This window comes from Micromonospora sp. NPDC005171 (assembly GCF_040608575.1).
GTDB lineage: Bacteria > Actinomycetota > Actinomycetes > Mycobacteriales > Micromonosporaceae > Micromonospora.
Window position 1 is genome coordinate 1 of sequence record NZ_JBEXIM010000018.1, and the last position, 18,739, is coordinate 18,739.

Consider the following 18,739-nt stretch of genomic DNA (forward strand, 5'->3'; position numbering starts at 1 on the left):
TCCTTCACCCGGTTCAGCGCGTCGTAGACCGTGACCTGGGCGAAGTCGTCCGGGTCGTCGCTGGTCGCCACACCCCGCGGGCTGATGACCTTGGTGGTGTTTCCCACCTGGTCGTACTCGTACTTGGTGATGCGGTACGAGATGGTGCCGGAGACGTTCTTGTACGGCACCTTGACCTCGGTCGGCTTACCTCGCCGGTCAAGATCGACCAGCGTGGTATTGCCGAGCTGGTCGGTGCTGCCGGTGACCAGGCCGTCCTTGTCGTAGGTGCTGCTGGTGAACTTGCCCAACGCGTCCGTGGCCTTCGTGACCCGGTGCGCAAGGTCGTACGTCATCGTCGACGTGTAGTCGAGGGTGTCGGTGGTCGCGTTCTTACGCGGGTCCACCACCTTCTCCACGTTGCCCACGTTGTCGTACTGGTAGGTGATCTTGTCGCCCTTGGCATTCGTCACCGAAACCAGCTGGTAGATCTCGTCGTACGCGTTCGTCGTCCGGTAGTCGGCCGGGTTCGCCTCGGGGAGATTGCCCTTCGGCTCGGTCGTGGTGCGCAGGTTGCCGACCTTGTCGTACGTGAACGACGTCAAGCGCTCCGGGTCGCCGGCCACGTCGGTCGGCGCCTTTGTCCAGATGAGCTGGTCGGCGGCGTCGTAGGAGGCCGTGGAGACGGCCCCGTTCGGCGCGGTCGACTGGGTGACGTTGTCGTTCATGTCGTAGGTCGGTGCCGGAGTGGTGATGTACACCCCGGCGGCCTGGTCCTTCGGCGTCTTGCTGTCGAGTGGACGGCCGAAGGTGTCGTACGTCTGGGTGGTGTTCTTGCCCAGCGCGTCGGTGACCTTGGTGACCTGGCCGCGGACGTCGTAGACGAAGGTGGTCGACTTGGTCAGGGCGTCCGTGATCGTCTGCGGGTAGCCGTTGGCGTCGTAGCTGCTGTACTTGGTGGAGTTGCCGTTGGCGTCCTTCGCGGTGTCGAGCTGTCCCCAGGCGTCGTAGGTGTTGTAGGTGGTGTAGTCACCGGCCGTCGCGGTGGAGGTGCCCATCGGGTCGGTGACGCTCGCCAGGTCACCGTCGGCCTCGTAGCTGAAGATCCACTTGCGCCCCTCGGGGCTGGTCTTCTCGGCGAGGTCGGCGACGTAACCGTTGAGCTGACGCTGGTAGGTCAGCAGCGTGCCCGGTGTGCCGTTCTTGACCGCTTCGGCGTCCTTGATCTCCGTCGGGTAGCCGGTCTTGGCGTCGTACGCCCAGGTCGATACGGCCTGGTTGTCCTCGGTGAGCTTGGTGACGTTGTGGTCGCCGTCCCACTCGAGCTTGGTGGTCTGGTTCTTCGCGTTGGTGGTCTCGATGGGCCGGCCGTAGCCGTCCTGGAGGTAGACGGTGGAGTGGTTCTCCGCGTCGGTGACCGTCGTGCGGATGTTGCTGGTGGCGTCCGGGTCCACGTAGGCGAACTGGGTCAGGTTGGTCTTCTCGATCCGGTCGGTGTAGTGCTTGGTCCGCCAGTGCCACGTCGGGTCGTCCCCGGCGGACGGCGAGAAGTACTGCAGCTCGGTGGCGTTGCCGCGCGGGTCGGTGACCTTGACCAGCTTGACGTTCTTGTTCCCCTGCGTCATGTCGTAGGCGAACTTGAACGTCTTCGGCGCACCCATGGTGCCGCTGGAGCCGTGCCCGTCGACCAGCTCGCCGAGCAGACCCTTGTCCGTGTAGGTGAAGGTCATCTTCCGACCGGAGATGTCGGTGATCTGCGAGATGTGGTCGATGATCTTCGGGTTCGTCAGGTTGGTCGCCCCGGACACCCGGGCCCAGGTGGTGTCGTTGATGTAGTCGAACGACTGACCCTTGGCGTAGTAGTCGATCGTCAGGGTCTTCCGGCCGGCCGCGTCGGTGATGTACCGGAGGAACTTGGTCGGCTTGTTGTTCGACTTCCGCTCCTCGTAGGTGAACGTCATCGTGTTGCCGTTCTTGTCCACCGTGCTGGTGAGGAAGCCCTCGCAGTCGTAGTAGAACTGCGTGCGGTCCGGCTTGGTCAGCCGCCAGGCCTTCGGCTCCTGCGTGTTCGGCTTGCAGTCCGAGGTGGTGACCTTCTCCAGGTAGAGGTGCACGCCCTTCGGGCTCTTCCACGTGGAGGTCGCCGAGTCCCAGGTGAACCAGTGGCTGGTGCCGTCACCATCGGTCATGGTGATCTTGGTGGGGTTCGGGTTGGGGTGGAAGTCCAGCGGGCTGCCGAGGCGCATCAGCGACGACGCCTGTAGGGACCAGCCGTACCCGGCGACGGTGTCGGAGGTGTCCAACGAGTTGTAGGACATCCGGACGAACGTCGACAGGCCCCGCGACGGGTTGCTCAACGCGTTGTACGACCAGACGGTGTTGCCGGCGTACAGGTTGTTCATCAGGGTGCCGCCGGCGCCGGTGTTCTTCCCCGCGTAGGAGTAGAACTTCTCCAGACCCAGCTGGTCCGAGGTGGGCTCCTCCACCGCCACGTTCTGCGGCAGCGGCGTGATCGCCGGGACGGTCTCCGACAGCTTCTTACCGGTCAGCTTGTTGCGCAGGTCCCACTGCAGCACGTAGTCGGTGCGCTTGTTCCCCTCCGTCGACGACGGAGGGGTCTTCACCTGCGCGGTCACGTCGACAGTGCCACCGGCCGGGATGCTCTTGGGCAGTGGAGTCTTCAGCTCGTAGGTGGTGTCGGCGCCGTCGGTGAGCCCGTCGGCCCGCTTCCAGTCGTACGCCAACTCCCAGTCCGTCGGGTTCCAGGCGGCCAGCGTCGGGTTCGACAGGGTCACCGGCACGCTATACGTCGAGTTCGGCGTGGTCAGCGTCGGCGTGGCGGCCGCGTAGTAGGTCGACTCGGCGGTCTGCTCCAGGTAGGTGACCTCCAACGTCGGCCGCAGCAGCGGCTCGGCGCCCTCGGAGGACAGCAGCATCGCGCGCGCGGTCTGGTTGACCTCGTCGCGCTGACGCAGCATCAGGCCGTAGTTGCTGGCCGGCGTCTTGACCCAGCCGTCGACGGCCGTGGTGACGTCCCAGGTCGCCCACTCCGGGTCGTTGGTGAACCCGTTGAAGCCGGCCTTCCACGCGGTGTCGTAGTCGCCACCGGCGGTGGTCCAGGCGTTGGTGCCGTCGTAGCTGTTCCAGGTCGCCGACGTCTCGTTGAAGGCTCGCTTGAGCTTGTAGACGTCGGCATACTCGTCGGTGTCCGTGCCCGGGTACAGATACGTGTTGTACATCCGCAGCTCGGAGTTCACGATCTTGGCGTCGGCCGGGATGCCGGTCAGGGTCGGGAACTTGACCAGGCCGCGGGTGTCGCCGTAGTACGGCGAGTTGTTGCCCGGGCTGACGTACGGGTCACCGTCGTAGACGTCCACGTTCTCCGTCGGCCGTCCCGCCGACAGGGTCGTGTCGGTCTGACCGGTGCGGTAGATCCGGGTGATCTGGCCCGCCTTCGGCAGCATCGCCTGCTGCGTCGGGCCGGCGAGCAGCTGCCCGTCGCGGGTCTTCACCGCGACCATGTAGTAGTAGAACTTCCGGGCCATCGGGTCGGTGATGTCCGCCGCCGTCGGCACCGCCGTGGTGTCCTGATACGTCCGGGTGCCGGTGGAGACCGGGGCGATCAGCGTCGTCGCCGACGGGACGAAGTTCTGGTGGACGCTGCGGTGCACCTGGTATTCGATGATGTCGTCACCGGTCGACGTGGACGGGTCGGCGTACGCGGGCCAGTCCAGCAGCGCACCCGTCGCCGCGATCGTCGTCGGGGGGTTCACCGTGACACCCTGCCGGCCGTACGTCACGACCAGCTTCGGGAGGTTGAAGTCCCGGCGGTCGTTGTTGTAGGCGTACTCGGAGGCCTCGTAGATCGGCCCGCCGCGGCCCTTGGTCGCCTCGTCCAGGGCCTTGACCATGAACCCGTAGTTGGCCGTGCCGTTGACCCACTCCTGCACCACGTTGCGTACCGGGAAGGAGTTCCACACGCTGGACTTGGCGGTCTGCTTCACCGCGCCGGCCTTGGTGAACCGCACCGCGTCGGCGTTGGCGGAGGTGCCCGGCACGCCGTTGAGGACCACCTTGCCGGTGGTGCCCGCCACGAACGGATGCGTGCCCAGTGTCAGCCACTTGCCGGCGGCAGTCGGGGTGGTCTGGTCCACCGTGTACTTCTTCGACCCGCCCGAGTAGGACACCGTGTAAGGGGCATTCGTCGGCCGGTCCGACTCGCCCACGTAGTGGACCTCGACCTGGTAGTTGCCCGGCTCGGTGATGGTCGGCACCCAGGTGTGGGTGTCCGTCGAGAGGCTGCTGGAGTGGTACTTGTAGTCGCCGTTGATCGCCTTCGGCGTCAACGTGGTGTTACTGGAGTACGGCCACGACCCGGTCACCGAGGTGCCGGCGTCGCCGTCGTCCTTGGTGACAGTGTTGGCCGCCGGTGCTCCGGCGAGCTTGTCGCCCATGGTGGCCCACGTCGCGTTGTCCTCGGTCCAGTCCGCGGTCACCCGGTGCGCCTGCATCGGCACGTCGTAGGCCCAGTCCGTGTGGGTCTGCGAGTAGTAGAGCTGAAGCTGGGCATCGTCGATCGGCGTGTTCGCCGGGATCGTGTCCAAGTTGAACTTCAGCAACGATCGCCATGCGGCAGTCGAGGTCGTTCCGACCGGCAACTGGTAGGTCTCGTTGTAGTTGGTGGCGGTGGCACCCGAGTAGATCGCCACGTCCTGGGCGTCCTGCGGCACCGGTTGGATCTTGATGGTCGGGTCGATCACCACCGGGTAGACCCGCGCCGGGTCGGCCAGCCACGCGGCGTCCGCGGACACCGTGACCGTCGTCTGCCCATACACCTGCTGCACGCGCTGGGAGACCTTGTCGCTCCACACCTTGCCGTGCGGCGACGACGCGTCGTCCTTGTCGTCGTACATGAACGGCGCCGGCATCACGAACACCGGCTCACCGCCGTCCGGACCCACGAACGCGATGGAGCCGTCCTGGCGCTGCTGCGCGGTGAGACCGGCCGTGTCCAGGGTGAACGTGTACGACGCCGGCCCGCCGGGGGCCTTGCGCAGCACGATCTTCTCCTTGAGGGCGGTGGCGGTCACGTCGTAGACGACGTCCGCACCACCGGCCAGGCCCTTGTAGGTGACGGTGGAACCGGTGACCGTCGGGCTCGCACCCTTGTCGACCCCGGCCAGGCCCAGCTCGATGCTGCGGCCGCCCTGCTCGAAACGAACCAGCTCCTTCGAGCTGTCGCCGAAGAGGCTGGTGAAGGTATTGGCCCGGTTGCCCTGGACGTAACCCTTGTCACTGGTGGGCTTGACCGTGGTGTCGATGGGCTGGAAGCGGCCCTTGGAGTCCTTGTAGTGCAGCGGCACCGCCGAGATCTCCGCCTGGGTGCGCCCGTCGGCGAGCTGGTAGACGCGGCTGTTCGCGGTGCGCTTACCGGGCAGCTCCTTGACCCGCTTCTGCGGTGGCCACGCCTGCGCCGGTGGCGGCTTCTCCTGCACCGCCAACGCGGCGCTGACCGCCTCGGGCTTGGCCCGATCCGATCCGCTCCCACCCACCAGGTTGCCGGCGGCCTTCCCGAGCGTGGAGAGGAAACCGTCCTCCTCCGCAGCGCTCGCCGCGCCATCCGCACTGTCGGGTTGGTGGTCCGATAGGACCTCCGTCCCGCCCAGCGTGACCACCAGGGCCAGCGCCAGCCCCCCGATCAGGGGACCCCGCAATCTCTTCTTCACCCGTTTTCCTCCGGTCTGGAGACAGACACGTCGGGTGGAGGCTAGGAACGGGAGATACACGCAGAGGCATCACTCAGCTACTTTCCAGCAGCCGACCCCGGCCGAACAGGGGCTCGGGAAACCTCCACGAGGACGTCAGCGGCGCAGGGTGAGGATCAGGTCGGCCACCAGAGCCGTCCAGCCGGTCTGGTGCCAGGCGCCCAGGCCGGCCCCGTTGTCGCCGTGGAAGTACTCGGGGAAGGCGATCAGGTCGCGCCAGTCCGGGTGGGTCTGGAACATCTGAGCGGCACCGTAGATCGGCCGTCGACCCCAGTCGTCCTGGGTGAAGAGCGAGATCAGCCGGGCGGAGAGGTCGTCGGCGATCTCGTCCAGGGTGTGCTTCACCCCGGAGCGGGTCGGGTACTCCACCTGGAGGTCGTCGCCGAAGAACGCCGCGTAGTCGCGCAGCGCGCTGATCAGCAGGAAGTTCGTCGGCATCCAGATCGGACCGCGCCAGTTCGAGTTGCCCCCGAACAGTCCGCTGGTCGATTCGGCCGGCTCGTAGCCGACGGAGAACTCCTGCCCGCCGAGGGTGACCGAGAACGGCTTGTCCAGGTGCGCGCGGGACAGCGTCCGGAGGCCGAAGTCGGACAGGAACTCGTCCGGGTCGAGCATCCGGGCGAGCAGCCGGACGACCTGCTCCGGGCCGACCATGGAGAGCAGCCGCTGCTGCCGGCCGTCCGGGCCCAGCCGGCGGGTGCCGATCACCTGGGCGTACTCCGGGCGGTTGGTGAGGAACCAGCGCAGCCGGGCGCCCAACTCCGGTAGGTGGTGCAGGGTCCTGGCGGTGAGCCGGGTGGTGGCGGCCAACGGCAGCAGCCCGACGACGGAGCGGACCTTCAGCGGCACCTTCGTGCCGTCGGCGAGGCGCAGCACGTCGTAGAAGAAGGCATCCTCGTCGTCCCACAACCCCTGTTCGTACGCGGCGGCGGCGATGTAGGCGAAGTGCTCGAAGAACTTGGTGGCGGTGTCCACCCAGGTCCGGTCGTGTTCGGCGAGCACGATCGCCATGTCCAGCAGGTTGAGCGCGTACATGCCCATCCAGCCGGTGCCGTCGGACTGCTCCAGCACCCCGGCGACCGGCAGCGCCGCCGAGCGGTCGAACGGCCCGACGTTGTCCAGCCCGAGGAAGCCGCCCTCGAAGACGTTGTTGCCGCCGGTGTCCTTGCGGTTGACCCACCAGGTGAAGTTGAGCAGCAGCTTGTGCATCACCCGGGCCAGAAACTCGTAGTCCCGGCCACCGTCGATTTCGAACACCTTCAGCGCCGCCCACGCGTGCACCGGCGGGTTCACGTCACCGAACGCCCACTCGTACGCCGGGATCTGCCCGTTGGGGTGCAGGTACCACTCGCGGAGCAGGAGCAGGATCTGCTCCTTGGCGAAGCCCGGGTCGACCCGGGCGATGCTCACACAGTGGAAGGCCAGGTCCCAGGCCGCGTACCAGGGGTATTCCCACGGGTCGGGCATGGAGATGACGTCGAAGCTGGTCATGTGCCACCAGGCGCTGTTGCGCCCGTGCCGACGCCCGGCCGGCGGCGGTGTCGAGCCCGGGTCGCCTTCGAGCCAACGCTTGACGTCGAAGTGGTAGAACTGCTTGCCCCACATCAGCCCGGCGATGGCCTGCCGCGCGACAAGCGCCTCGTCGGGTGTGGCGGCCGGCGGGATCACTCCGGCGAAGAACCTGTTCGCCTCGGCCCGGCGCGCCCACACCACGGCCTCGAAGCCCTCGCTGAGATCGGCGGGGGGCGGTGGCGCGGCAGCCGGCGGCGACGCGGTACGGGTCAGCCGCAACCGGATCTGGCGCTGCCCGCCGGCCGGCACGTCGAGGACGTAGTGCAGCGCGCCCTTGGTGCCCTCCCGGGCCGGGTTGACGGTGGCCGCGCCGTTGACGACGTGGTCGTTGATGCCGTCCTTCGGATATTTGGAGCGGCCGGGCAAGCCCCAGAGCCGTTCGGCGTTGGTGTCGTTGTCGCAGAGCAGTGGCACCGGGCCGCCGTCGCCCTCCAGCAGCAGTTGGCCGAGCACCCGGTGCTCGCCGACGAGCCGGGTGCCCTGGCCGGTCAGCCGGGGGATCCGGTCGCCGCCGGGCAGGCCCCAGGACCAGGTGTTACGGAACCACAGGGTGGGCAGGACGTGCAGGGTCGCCGCCTGGTCGCCCCGGTTGGCGACGGTCACCACCATGCAGAGGTCGGTCGGGGACGCCTTGGCGTAGTCGACGGTCACCGCCCAGTACCGGTCGTCGTCGAAGATCCCGGTGTCCACCAGCTCGTACTCGGTGTCGTCGCGGCCGCGCAACGCGTTCACCGCGACGAGTTCGTCGTACGGGAAGGGGGCCTGCGGGTAGTGGTAGCGCCAGCGCATCCAGGAGTGGGTGGGCGTGGAGTCCTCGTACCACCAGTACTCCTTGACGTCCTCGCCGTGGTTGCCGCCGTCGCCGCCGAGGCCGAACATCCGCTCCTTGAGGATCGGGTCCTTGCCGTTCCAGAGGGCCAGGGCGAACGCGAAGGTCTGTCGTTCGTCGCAGACGCCGGCCATCCCGTCTTCATTCCACCGGTAGGCTCTGGACCGCGCGTGGTCATGCGGGAAGTAGTCCCAGGCCGTACCGTGCTCGCTGTAGTCCTCCCGTACCGTCCCCCACGCCCGTTCGGACAGATAGGGACCCCATGCACGCCAGTCCTGCTCCCCCGAGTCGGCCTGGGCGAGCCGGAGCCGCTCAGCGTCGGGTGGCGAGGCGTCGGAGGACGATCGGTCAGTGATCACGTGCACATCTTTGACGTCGCCGCGGTACTTGACCACAGCGGCCATTCTCGTCGTGGCGTGTTACACCCCGCCGCCGGTGGAGGAAAGTTGATCGACATTCACTTCGGCCCGCAGATCTGTGGCGACCTGACCAGCGCGGCCAGCCGGGAGTGGCTGGTCCCCGACGGCCTCGGCGGCTACGCGATGGGCACTGTCGGCGGGTTACGGACCCGTCGCTACCACGGTCTGTTGGTGGTTCCCGGCGAAACGCCGGCGTCCCGCCAGGTGGGACTGGTCAGTCTCGACCCGGCGGTCACCCTGCCGTCCGGCGCCCGGGTACGCCTCGGCGCGCACGAGTGGGCCTCCGGCGACGTGGACCCGCGCGGCTTCGAGCTGTTGGAGCGCTTCGACCTGATCGACGGGCTGCCCCGGTGGCGGTGGCGGATCGGCGCTGTGGTGATCGAACGGGAGCTGGCCATGCTGCGCGGCCGCTCCTGCGTCGCTGTGGTGCACCGGCTGGTCGCCGGTGGTCCCGTCCGGCTGGAACTGTCAGCCGCCTGCACCTGGCGGGACGCGCACGGCGAACGACGGGCCGACGGCCCGGTCCCGCAGGTCGAGGCGGTGGCCGACGGCGCTGTGGTCGAGGGCGCGTACCGGCTCGCCGGCCCGGGCTGGGCGCCGGAGGGGCAGTGGTGGCTGGGCGTGCACCACCGCGAGGAGGCCAACCGGGGGCTGCACCCGGACGAGGACCTCTGGTACGCGGGCCGCTTCTCGGGAGAGTTGGAACGCCCCGGCGACACCGTGTCGGTGCGGGCCTGGACCGATCCGCTCGGCGTGGAGCCACTGTCTGCGGAGGAGATCGTGGCGACGGCCCGGCGGCGCAACCGGCAGGTGGTGGCGACGGCGAAGCCGGCCGACGACGTGGAGGCCACCCTGGCGCTGGCCGCCGACGCGTTCGTGGTGCGCACCAACCAGGCGGCGGTGGACGTGGTCGCCGGTTACCCGTGGTTCGGGGCCTGGTCCCGGGACACGATGATCTCGTACGAGGGGTTGTTCCTCTGCACCGGTCGCGCCGACCTGGGAAGGTCGCTGCTGCGGGCGTACGCGGCGACGCTGTCCGAGGGGATGCTCGCCAACACGGCCGACACGGGTCGGGTGGAGTACAACACCGTCGACGGCACGCTGTGGTTCCTGCACGCGGTGAGCCGGCACGTCACGGTCACCGGCGACACCGACCTCGGCGACGAGCTGCTGCCCGCGCTGCGCGCCGTGATCGACGCGCATGTCGCCGGCACCCGGTACGGAATCCGCGTCGACCCGGCCGACGGATTGCTCACTCAGGGCGCCGCGGGCACCGCGTTGACCTGGATGGATGCCCGGGTGTACGGGGTGCCGGTCACCCCGCGGACCGGCAAGCCGGTCGAGGTCAACGCGTTGTGGATCAATGGCCTGGCCGGGCTCGCGGAGCTGACCGAGCTGGCCGGGCGGGACGCCGACGAGCTGTGGCGACGCCACGGGCAGGCCAACGCCTCGTTCCGGGAGCGGTTCCCGGCCCCGACCGGTTGGCTGCACGACGTGCTGGACGCGCCGGCGCCGGCGTACCCGTTGGGTGGCGCCGCCCTAAACGACGACGACGCGTTGCGCCCCAACCAGCTGCTGGCCTGGTCGCTGCCGTACGCGCCGATGGAGCCGGACGAGGCGACGCTGCGGCGGGTCGGGGGCGGGCTGCTCACCCCGCTCGGGCCGCGCAGTCTCGCCCCGGACTCGGCGGAGTTCGTGGGCCGGCACCGGGGCGGCCCGGCCGACCGGGACGGGGGCTACCACCAGGGCACGGTCTGGCCGTGGCTGCTCGGCCCGTACGTGGACGCCGCACGCCGGGGGAAGATGTCCGTCGATGACGTATTCGTCGGCATTGAGGCGCATTTGATGGAATATGGGTTAGGCTCAGTGAGCGAGACGGCCGATGGCCTCGCGCCGCACACCGCTACCGGGTGCCCGTTCCAGGCATGGTCGGTGGCCGAGCTGCTGCGGGTGCGGCGAAAGGGCCAGTAGCGCTTTACACGACCGCAACGGTGGTGTCGCCGCTGGTTATCGCGATCCCGGCAGGATTGGCTCGATCCAGACGCGACGGCGACATCGATTCCGGTGTCGGTCGGCGCGCGCCCGGGGACAACTCAAAGGGGGCCGCATGTCACTCGATGCCCACGTGATCGACATCAACCCCGCCCGACAGCTGCGGGTGCTGATGCTCTCCTGGGAGTACCCGCCGGTGCTCGTCGGCGGTCTCGGCCGACACGTGCACGCGCTGTCGGTGGCCCTCGCCGCCGCCGGCCACGAGGTCACCGTCGTCACCCGCCACTCCGAGGGCGCACCCCTGGAGGAGTACGCCGACGGCGTCCGCATCCTGCGCGCCCCCGAAGACCCGGTCACCTTCCCCCTCGCCACCAACTCACTGCTGGCCTGGACGATGGCCTTCAACCACACCCTCACCCGCACCGCACTACGCGCCACAGAGGCCGGCTCGTACGACGTCATCCACGCCCACGACTGGCTCGTCGCCCACACGGCCGTCACCCTGGCCGACCACCTGGACCTACCCCTGGTCACCACCATGCACGCCACCGAGGCCGGCCGGCACCAGGGCTGGCTGCCCGAGGAGATGAACCGCACCATCCACGGCGTCGAACACTGGCTCAGCAACTCATCCATTCGGGTGATCACCTGCTCCGGGTACATGCGCGACCAGGTGACCGCGCTGTTCGACGTACCGGCCGCCCAGGTCGACGTGGTGCCCAACGGGGTCGACGACCGGGCCTGGCGGGCCCGTCCCCGAGCGGTCGCGTCGGCCCGCGCCCGGTTCGCCGGGGACGGCCCGTTGGTCGGGTACGCCGGGCGGCTGGTCTACGAGAAGGGCGTCCAGCACCTGGTGAACGCCGTACCCCGGCTCCGCGAACGGCACCCGGGGCTGCGCGTGGTGATCGCCGGCGACGGCCCGTACCGCACCGAGTTGGAGGCCGAGGCTCGGCGGCTGGCGCTCAGCTCGACCGTCCGGTTCACCGGGTTCCTCGACTCCACCCAACTTCCCGCGATGCTCGGCGCCACCGACGCGACGGTGGTCCCCAGCCTCTACGAGCCGTTCGGCATGGTGGCGCTGGAGGCGGCGGCCGCCGGAGCACCGCTGGCGGTGGCCCGTACCGGCGGCCTGGCCGAGATCGTCGAACCCGGCGTGACCGGGGTGACGTTCCCGCACAGCGACCCGGACGCGCTCGCCAGCGCGGTCGGCCAACTGCTCGGCGACGAGGTCTTCGCCCGGCGGCTGGCCCGCCGGGCCCGCACGATGGTCGGCGAGCGGTACGGCTGGGCCGCCATCGCGGCCCGCACCGCCGCCAGCTACGCCACCGCTCGCCGCGAACACGGCCCTGTCCGGGCCCGACGCGCCGCCGCCCGACTGGCCGGCGGACGGACCCGGATCGCCATCCCGGAGGGGAATTTACTCGCCGCCGTCGACCACGCCGCCTGCTGAGCCGAGTCGGACGACCGATAGGTGACTTCCGATCCGCTGGTTAGGGTGTAGCCCGGACAGCGGCTGAGGAGGAGCGTGCACAGGTGCTGATCGCCGGTCGGTACCAGCTGCTCGACCTGGTGGGTCGCGGGGGCATGGGTCGGGTGTGGCGCGCCCGCGACGAGATGCTGCACCGCGAGGTGGCGGTCAAGGAGATCGTCCCACCGAGTTGGTTGACCGATCGTGAACGGGCCGAGGTGCGCTCGCGCACCATGCGGGAGGCGCGTGCCGCGGCCCGACTCAACCACCCCGCCGTGGTCCGGCTCTACGACGTCGTCGCCGTCGACGGCAGCCCGTGGATCGTCATGGAGTACGTCCCGTCCCGCACCCTTCAGGACGTCGTGGACGCCGAGGGGCCCCTGGAGCCGGCCCGCGCGGCCCGGATCGGCCTGGCCGTGCTCGACGCCCTGCAGGCCGCGCACACCGCCGGGGTGCTGCACCGCGACATCAAGCCGCAGAACGTGCTCGTAGCGCACGACGGGCGGGTGATGCTCACCGACTTCGGGCTGGCCACCTTCGACGGCGGCGACGGAGCGATGACCCGCCCCGGCATGGTTCTCGGCTCCCCGCAGTACGTGGCCCCGGAGCGGGCCGCCGAGGGAGCGTCCACGGTGGCCGCTGATCTGTGGTCGCTCGGGGCGACCCTGCACGCCGCGGTGGAGGGGCAGTCCCCGTACGCCCGCAGCACCGCGATGGCCACCCTGAGCGCACTGGCCGCCGGCCCACCGGACCCGGCCCCGCACGCCGGGGCGCTCGCGCCGGTGCTGGACGGGCTGCTCCGCCGCGACCCGCACGACCGCCTCGATCACGACACGGCCCGTCGGCTGCTCAGGGCCGCCGCGACCGGCCGGGCCGAGTCGCCGCCGGCAGCCGACCGACCCTCGGCCGATGGGCCGGCGCCGGGCCCGGTCGACCAGCCCGCCGACGACCCCGACGACCAGGACCCCATCGTTCCGCTGCCCGACCCGGCCGCTGGCCTGGACGCTCCGGCCGCAGCCGGCGGCGCCTCCCCCACGCCGGCCCCGGATCCGGCGGCCGCCGGGCGAACCGCGCGCCGGGTGGCGGTGGTCGCCGTGGCGCTGCTGGTCGCCGTCGTGGCCGGCGTCGGCACCGCGCTGACCGTCGGCGGTGACAAACCCCGCGACACCACCGGCTGGTCCTCCCCGACACCGAACCGTCCGCCCGACGGGGGGCCGTTCGGCCCCGGCCGCCCGCCCGGACCGCCGCCGAACCGGCGTGACGTCCCCCCGCCCCCGTTCGCCTGCGTCCGCCCGGAGGTGTCCGGTGCTCCGGTACTGGCCGTCAAGCCGGCCTCGGGTGAAGGGTTCCGGCCGCCGCCCGGCTGGGTCTGGCACGTCGACACCGCCGGCTTCCGGGTCTCCGTACCGGCGACGTGGCTGACCTCCCGTGACGACGGGGTGGCGTGCTTCCAGGACCCGGCGACCGGCCGGACCTTCAGCGTCACCGAGGGCGGCGCGGCCGATCCGGTGCAGCGGCTACGGGCCGTCCGCGACGCGGCAGCCGGGGCGGGGGCGTTGCCGGGGTACGAGGAGATCCGGCTCGCCGGGGGCGACGGCGGGGCCGAGTGGGAGTGCCGCTGGCAGACACCGCACGGGGGTTGGCTGCGGGCCCGGCAACAGATCCTCGGCGCCGACCGCTGGACGCTGGGTTGGATCACCGACGACGGGGACTGGGCCGGGGCCGCAGCCAACTGGGAACTGGTACGAGAAAGTTTCCGACCACCCCGCTGACCTGCACCGTATGGCCATGATCCGGGCCACCGTCCGGCGTGGATCGAGCCCGCTCAGTGGATGAGAAAGCCAGCATTGGTGGCTATCGTGGATCCCGGGGTGACCGAGGGGGAGCGACCGTGCATCAGTTGCTGATCGCGGGTCGGTACCGGCTGCTCGACCTGGTCGGCATCGGCGGAATGGGCCGGGTGTGGCTTGCTCGCGACGAGATGCTGCATCGCGACGTGGCGGTGAAGGAGATCGTGCCGCCGTCCTGGCTGGCCGAGACCGAGCGCGAGGAACTACGGCTACGAACCCTGCGCGAGGCACGCACCGCCGCCCGGCTCAACCATCCCAACGTCGTCCGCCTCTACGACGTGGTGCACGACAGGGAGAGCCCCTGGATCGTGATGGAGTACGTGCCGTCGCGGTCGGTGCAGCAGATCATCGGCGCCGAGGGGCCGCTGAGCCCGCAGCGCACCGCCCGGATCGGGCTGGCGGTGCTCGCCGCCTTGCGGGCCGCGCACGCCGCCGGGGTGTTGCACCGGGACGTGAAACCGCACAACGTGCTGGTGGCCGACGACGGGCGGGTGGTGCTCACCGACTTCGGGTTGGCCACCTTCGACGGCGGTGACGGTGTGATGACCGGGCCCGGCACGGTGCTCGGCTCACCGCAGTTCGTCGCCCCCGAGCGCGCCCGCGAAGGGGTGTCCGACGCACGCACCGACATGTGGTCGCTGGGCGCGACGCTCTACGCGACGGTCGAGGGGCAGTCGCCGTACGCGCGCTCGAGCGCGATGGCGACGCTCAGCGCGCTGGCCACCGAACCACCGGACCCGATGCGTCGGGCCGGTCCGTTGGGTCCCGTCCTCACCGGCCTGTTGCAGCGCGACCCGTGGCGGCGGTTGACCGCTGCCGAGGCGGAGCCACTGCTGCGCAGCGCCGCGGCCAGCCACGACGAGCCCGCCGCGGCCCGGTCCTCGGCGGTCGCGGCGCTCCGCAGCGCCGGCCGGGCCATCTCGGCGCACCCGGTCGAACCGGTGTCCCCGGCGGGCGAGCCGGCGACGCCGAGTCGTCGCCCGCCGCGCCGACCCGGACGGCGACGGCGCCTGATCGCCCTCGGTGGCGCGGCCGCCGCTCTGCTCGTGGCGGGTGGCGTCACGCTGGCGCTGGTCAACCGGCACGATGATCGGACCCCACCGTCCGGATCGGGTGGTGGTGCGCCGAGCTCCCGGCCGGCGGCGTTCGCCTGCACGTCGTCCCCGCCACCGTCGGCGACCCCGGTGGTGTCGGTGTCGCCGCCGGCCGACGTGAGGTACGGGCTGCGCGAGGGCTGGACCTGGTACGACGACCCGACCGGTTTCCGGATCGCCGCGCCGGTGGGTTGGGCGCGCTGGACCGAGGGCTCGGCGACGTGCTTCCGAAGGTCGGGCGGGACCCGGGTGCTCAGCGTGGAGGCCGGGCCCGCCCGGGCGGATCCGGTGGCGTACTGGAAGGCCGAGGAGGCTCGGCTGACCGTGGCCGGGGCGCTGCCGGACTATCGCAAGGTGGACATCTCCGCCATGGACATCTTCGATGGCGGCGCGGTGTGGGAGTGCGGCTGGCGCAACGCCGTCGGCGTTCCGGTGCACAGCTTCCGACTGCTGGCCAACACCTCGACCGACCGCTCCTACACCGTCTCGTGGTTGACAGAAGAGTTCGACTGGCAGGTCAACGCGGCATACTTGCCGATGATCCGGCAGAGCTTCACCCCCACCCTGTGACACGGTCCGATGAGGACCTTCCGGGTGATGCCCCTGCGGCGCCGACGCTGACTACAGTGGCGTAGTTTTGGGCGCTCAAGATCCCTGGGGAGGGTGAGCCGAGATGATGGGACCGCAACACGCGCTGTCTGGCGCGGCGGTGTGGTTGGCGGGCTCCTGGGCGTTGGAGCAGTTCGCCGACTACCACCAGTCGCCGCTCGCGTTGGCGGTGGGCACCGCGGTGTGCGCCGGTGGCGCGCTCTTTCCCGACCTCGACATGTCGGGCAAGGTGACCAAGAACCAGGGTGGGGCCACAGTGGCCCGCACCTTCGGGGTCTTCTCACTCTTCGCCGCCGAGGTGATGGAGAAGATCTCCCTCGGGGTCTACTACGCCACCAAGCTCAGCAGGGACCCACGCCGCAACAACGGGCACCGGACGCTGACCCACACGCTGCCGTTCACACTGCTGGTCGGCTGGGGCACCACAGCGCTCTGCGCCGCCTACGGCAAGTGGGCGGTCATCACCATCCTGTTCTTCATGTTCGGCCTGGCGCTGCGCGGGCTCTTCGACGAGTGGGCCGAGCGCGCCGGCTGGGTGATCATCACTCTCGCGTCGGCCGGAGCGGCCTGGTTCACGTTCGCCAACCTGCCGGGCGGGCGCGGCTATCCGCTGATCGGCACCGCGCTGGGCGTGGGTTGCTTCGTCCACATCCTCGGCGACATGATCACCCGGGCCGGCGTGCCGATCCTCTGGCCGATCCCGATCAAACGTCGGATGTGGATGATGATCGGCCTGCCGAACAGCATCGCCCTGCGCGTCGGCAGCAAGGCCGAGGTGGTCGGAATGCGCATCGCACTGACCGTCGTCTCGGCGCTCGCCACCGTCGGCCTGATCGCGCCATCGGTGCTGAGCCGATTCGACATCGACATATGACCGATCCGGCGCCGGTGGTCCCGCCAGCCGCGGACGAACGCGTACCGGAGTTCTGCCACGACCTGGGGCTGCCCGGCCTCGCCGATGTGCACGTGCACTTCCTGCCGCCGCGACTGCTGCGTCGGGTGTGGGCCTACTTCGACGCCGCCGGGCCGCTGGTCGGCACCGAATGGCCGATCCGCTACCGGTGGAGCGACGCTGACCGGGTCGCGCACCTGCGCCGGCTCGGGGTGCGGGCGTTCAGCGCCCTGGCGTACGCCCACCGGCCGGGCATGGCGGCGGAGCTCAACCGCTGGACGTTGGATTTCGCCCAGGACAACCCCGGGTGCCTCGCCTCGGCCACGTTCTACCCCGAGCCGACCGCCCCGGCGTACGTCGAGGCGGCCCTCACCGAAGGCGCCCGGGTGTTCAAGCTGCACCTGCAGGTGGGCGGGTTCGCGCCGACTGATCCGGCGCTGGACCCGGTGTGGGGGATGCTGTCCGACGCGGGGGTGCCGGTGGTGGTGCACGCCGGGCACGCCCCGGTGGGGACCACCCACACCGGCCCGGACCCGTTCGCCGCCCTGCTCGCCCGCCACCCTCGGCTGCCCGCCGTGGTGGCGCACCTGGGCGCCCCGGACTACCGGGCCTTCCTCGACCTCGCCGAGACGTACGAGCGGGTCCGGCTGGACACCACGATGGCGTTCACGCCCTTCTTCGACCAGTTCGTCCCCTTCCCCGCCGACGAGTTGCCCCGATTGCGGGACTTGGGGCTGGCCGGCAAGGTGCTGCTGGGCAGCGACTTCCCGAACATCCCGTACCCGTACGCCGACCAGCTGACCGGGCTGGCCCGACTGGACCTGGGCGACGACTGGCTGCGCGCGGTCTGCTGGAACAGCGCCGCCGCCCTCTTCGACCTCGCCTGACCCGCCGCACCCTCCCGCCGCCCCGCCGCGCCCTCAAGATCGTGCTCGATCCTTGTTGTAGTGGCTTCCGCGACGGTCCGACGGGACTACATCCAGGATCGAGCGCGATCTTGAGGCGTGCCAGGAGCGCAGCCCCGGGGCGCGGGGGTGTCGCACGGGCGCTGAATTCTTTTCGACATCGGCTATTGACGTCTCCGTAACAGGTGGCCTAGCGTCCTGTCGAACCGCTTCGTCGAAACGCTTCGACGAAGTTCGGGAGCGGTCCCACCCCAGGCCGAAGGAGGTGCGCGGTGGCCACCATGCATGACGTCGCCCGCCTCGCGCAGGTCTCGGTCAGCACCGTCTCGTACGTGCTCACCGGCACCAGGCCGATCTCGCAGGCCACCCGCAACAAGGTGCTCGCCGCGATGGCCCAGCTCGACTACCAGCCCAACGCGATGGCGCGCGGGCTGGCCAGTCGCCGCAGCCGGATCCTCGGCCTGCTGATGCCGATGGACGAACGCGGCCTCGGCGCCACCGAAACCGCCTTCGTCACCGGCGCCGCCGCCGCGGCCAGCGTCGCCGGCTACCACCTGGTGCTCTCGCCGGTCGGCGGCGGCGACCTCGACGACCTGCGTCGGCTCGCCAGCCAGCGGATGCTCGACGGGGTTGTGCTGATGGAGGTCCAGCTGGCCGACGAGCGGGTCACCGTGCTCCAGGAGGCGGGGGTGCCACTGGTGCTGATCGGCCGTACCGGCGACACCAGCACGCTCTCCTACGTCGACATCGACTTCGACCAGACCGTCCGGGAGGCCGTCGCGCACCTGGTCGGCCTCGGGCACCGGCGGATCGTCTACGTTAACCATTCGGCCGCCACACTGGCCAGCGGTTACGGGCCCGCGCTGCGTACCCGGGACGCCTTCACCGCGGCGATGACCGGGCACGGCCTGGAGCCGGTGATGATCGCGGCCGAGGACAGCGCCGCCGGCGGGCGGGCCGCCCTGGCCGCCGCGTTCGCGCAGTCCCCGGAGCTGACCGCGGTGCTGGCCATGAACGAGACGGCGATCTTCGGCATCCTCGGCGAGTTGACCGGGCGCGGCCTGTCGGTGCCCGACGACGTCTCCGTCGTCTCGATGGTCACCTCGCCGCAGGTCGCCGAGTTGGCCACCCCGGCGCTGACCGCCATGACGTCACCCGGTTCGGCGCTCGGCCGGATCGCGATCGAGGCGCTGACGCGCCACCTGGACGGCCCCGCCGACCTTCGACACCAGCAACTGCTGCCGTGCGCGTTGGAGATCCGGGGGTCGACCGCCGCACCACGGCGGTCGGCACTGGCCACCTCTGCTCCATCGTCCAACGACGGAGGCTGACCAGCGAAAACGGCCCGTCATCGCGCTGCAACGC

The 18,739-nt window shown here is 70.3% G+C and carries 9 protein-coding genes; 7 read left to right on the forward strand and 2 right to left on the reverse strand.

What is annotated here, in order from left to right; genetic code table 11:
• On the reverse strand, positions 1 to 5,705 hold a 5,705-nt coding region (locus ABZU74_RS20980; protein WP_355426293.1), incomplete at its 3' end, for a DNRLRE domain-containing protein.
• A gap of 135 nt (positions 5,706 to 5,840) precedes the next feature.
• Positions 5,841 to 8,549, reverse strand: a complete 2,709-nt coding sequence (locus ABZU74_RS20985) for a glucosidase (RefSeq protein ID WP_355426296.1) — start codon at positions 8,547 to 8,549, stop codon at positions 5,841 to 5,843.
• Between the two features lie 42 nt (positions 8,550 to 8,591).
• Here ABZU74_RS20985 and ABZU74_RS20990 point away from each other — a divergent pair, with 42 nt between their 5' ends.
• The 7 genes from ABZU74_RS20990 (at position 8,592) to ABZU74_RS21020 (ending at position 18,705) form a co-directional block, all read left to right on the forward strand.
• Positions 8,592 to 10,535 (forward strand): amylo-alpha-1,6-glucosidase, encoded by a 1,944-nt coding sequence (locus ABZU74_RS20990; RefSeq protein WP_355426299.1) that lies wholly within the window; start codon positions 8,592 to 8,594, stop codon positions 10,533 to 10,535.
• 136 nt (positions 10,536 to 10,671) lie between these two features.
• Positions 10,672 to 12,006 carry a glycosyltransferase family 4 protein gene (locus tag ABZU74_RS20995; protein ID WP_355426302.1) on the forward strand — a complete coding sequence of 445 codons (1,335 nt, stop codon included), beginning with the start codon at positions 10,672 to 10,674 and terminating at the stop codon, positions 12,004 to 12,006.
• 83 nt (positions 12,007 to 12,089) lie between these two features.
• Positions 12,090 to 13,796 (forward strand): serine/threonine-protein kinase, encoded by a 1,707-nt coding sequence (locus ABZU74_RS21000; RefSeq protein ID WP_355426305.1) that lies wholly within the window; start codon positions 12,090 to 12,092, stop codon positions 13,794 to 13,796.
• Positions 13,797 to 13,915: 119 nt separating this feature from the next.
• On the forward strand, positions 13,916 to 15,538 hold the full coding sequence (locus ABZU74_RS21005; protein ID WP_355426307.1) for a serine/threonine-protein kinase: 1,623 nt from the start codon (positions 13,916 to 13,918) through the stop codon (positions 15,536 to 15,538).
• Positions 15,539 to 15,641: 103 nt separating this feature from the next.
• Positions 15,642 to 16,451: a metal-dependent hydrolase gene (locus ABZU74_RS21010; protein ID WP_091404025.1), complete on the forward strand. Its 810-nt coding sequence runs from the start codon at positions 15,642 to 15,644 to the stop codon at positions 16,449 to 16,451.
• Entirely contained in the window at positions 16,448 to 17,356 is a 909-nt protein-coding gene (locus ABZU74_RS21015; protein ID WP_355426310.1) for an amidohydrolase family protein, read from the forward strand. Before ABZU74_RS21010 ends, ABZU74_RS21015 begins: the two co-directional genes overlap by 4 nt.
• Before the next feature lie 299 nt (positions 17,357 to 17,655).
• Positions 17,656 to 18,705, forward strand: coding sequence for a LacI family DNA-binding transcriptional regulator (locus ABZU74_RS21020; protein WP_355426488.1), 1,050 nt, complete (start codon positions 17,656 to 17,658; stop codon positions 18,703 to 18,705).
• Positions 18,706 to 18,739: the final 34 nt, after the last annotated feature.

Coding starts and splice junctions, on each gene's coding strand:
- ABZU74_RS20985 (WP_355426296.1), bottom strand. CDS start 8,549: ATGGCCGCTGTGGTCAAGTACCGCGGCGACGTCAAAGATGTGCACGTG.
- ABZU74_RS20995 (WP_355426302.1), top strand. CDS start 10,672: ATGTCACTCGATGCCCACGTGATCGACATCAACCCCGCCCGACAGCTG.
- ABZU74_RS21010 (WP_091404025.1), top strand. CDS start 15,642: ATGATGGGACCGCAACACGCGCTGTCTGGCGCGGCGGTGTGGTTGGCG.
- ABZU74_RS21015 (WP_355426310.1), top strand. CDS start 16,448: ATGACCGATCCGGCGCCGGTGGTCCCGCCAGCCGCGGACGAACGCGTA.
- ABZU74_RS21020 (WP_355426488.1), top strand. CDS start 17,656: ATGCATGACGTCGCCCGCCTCGCGCAGGTCTCGGTCAGCACCGTCTCG.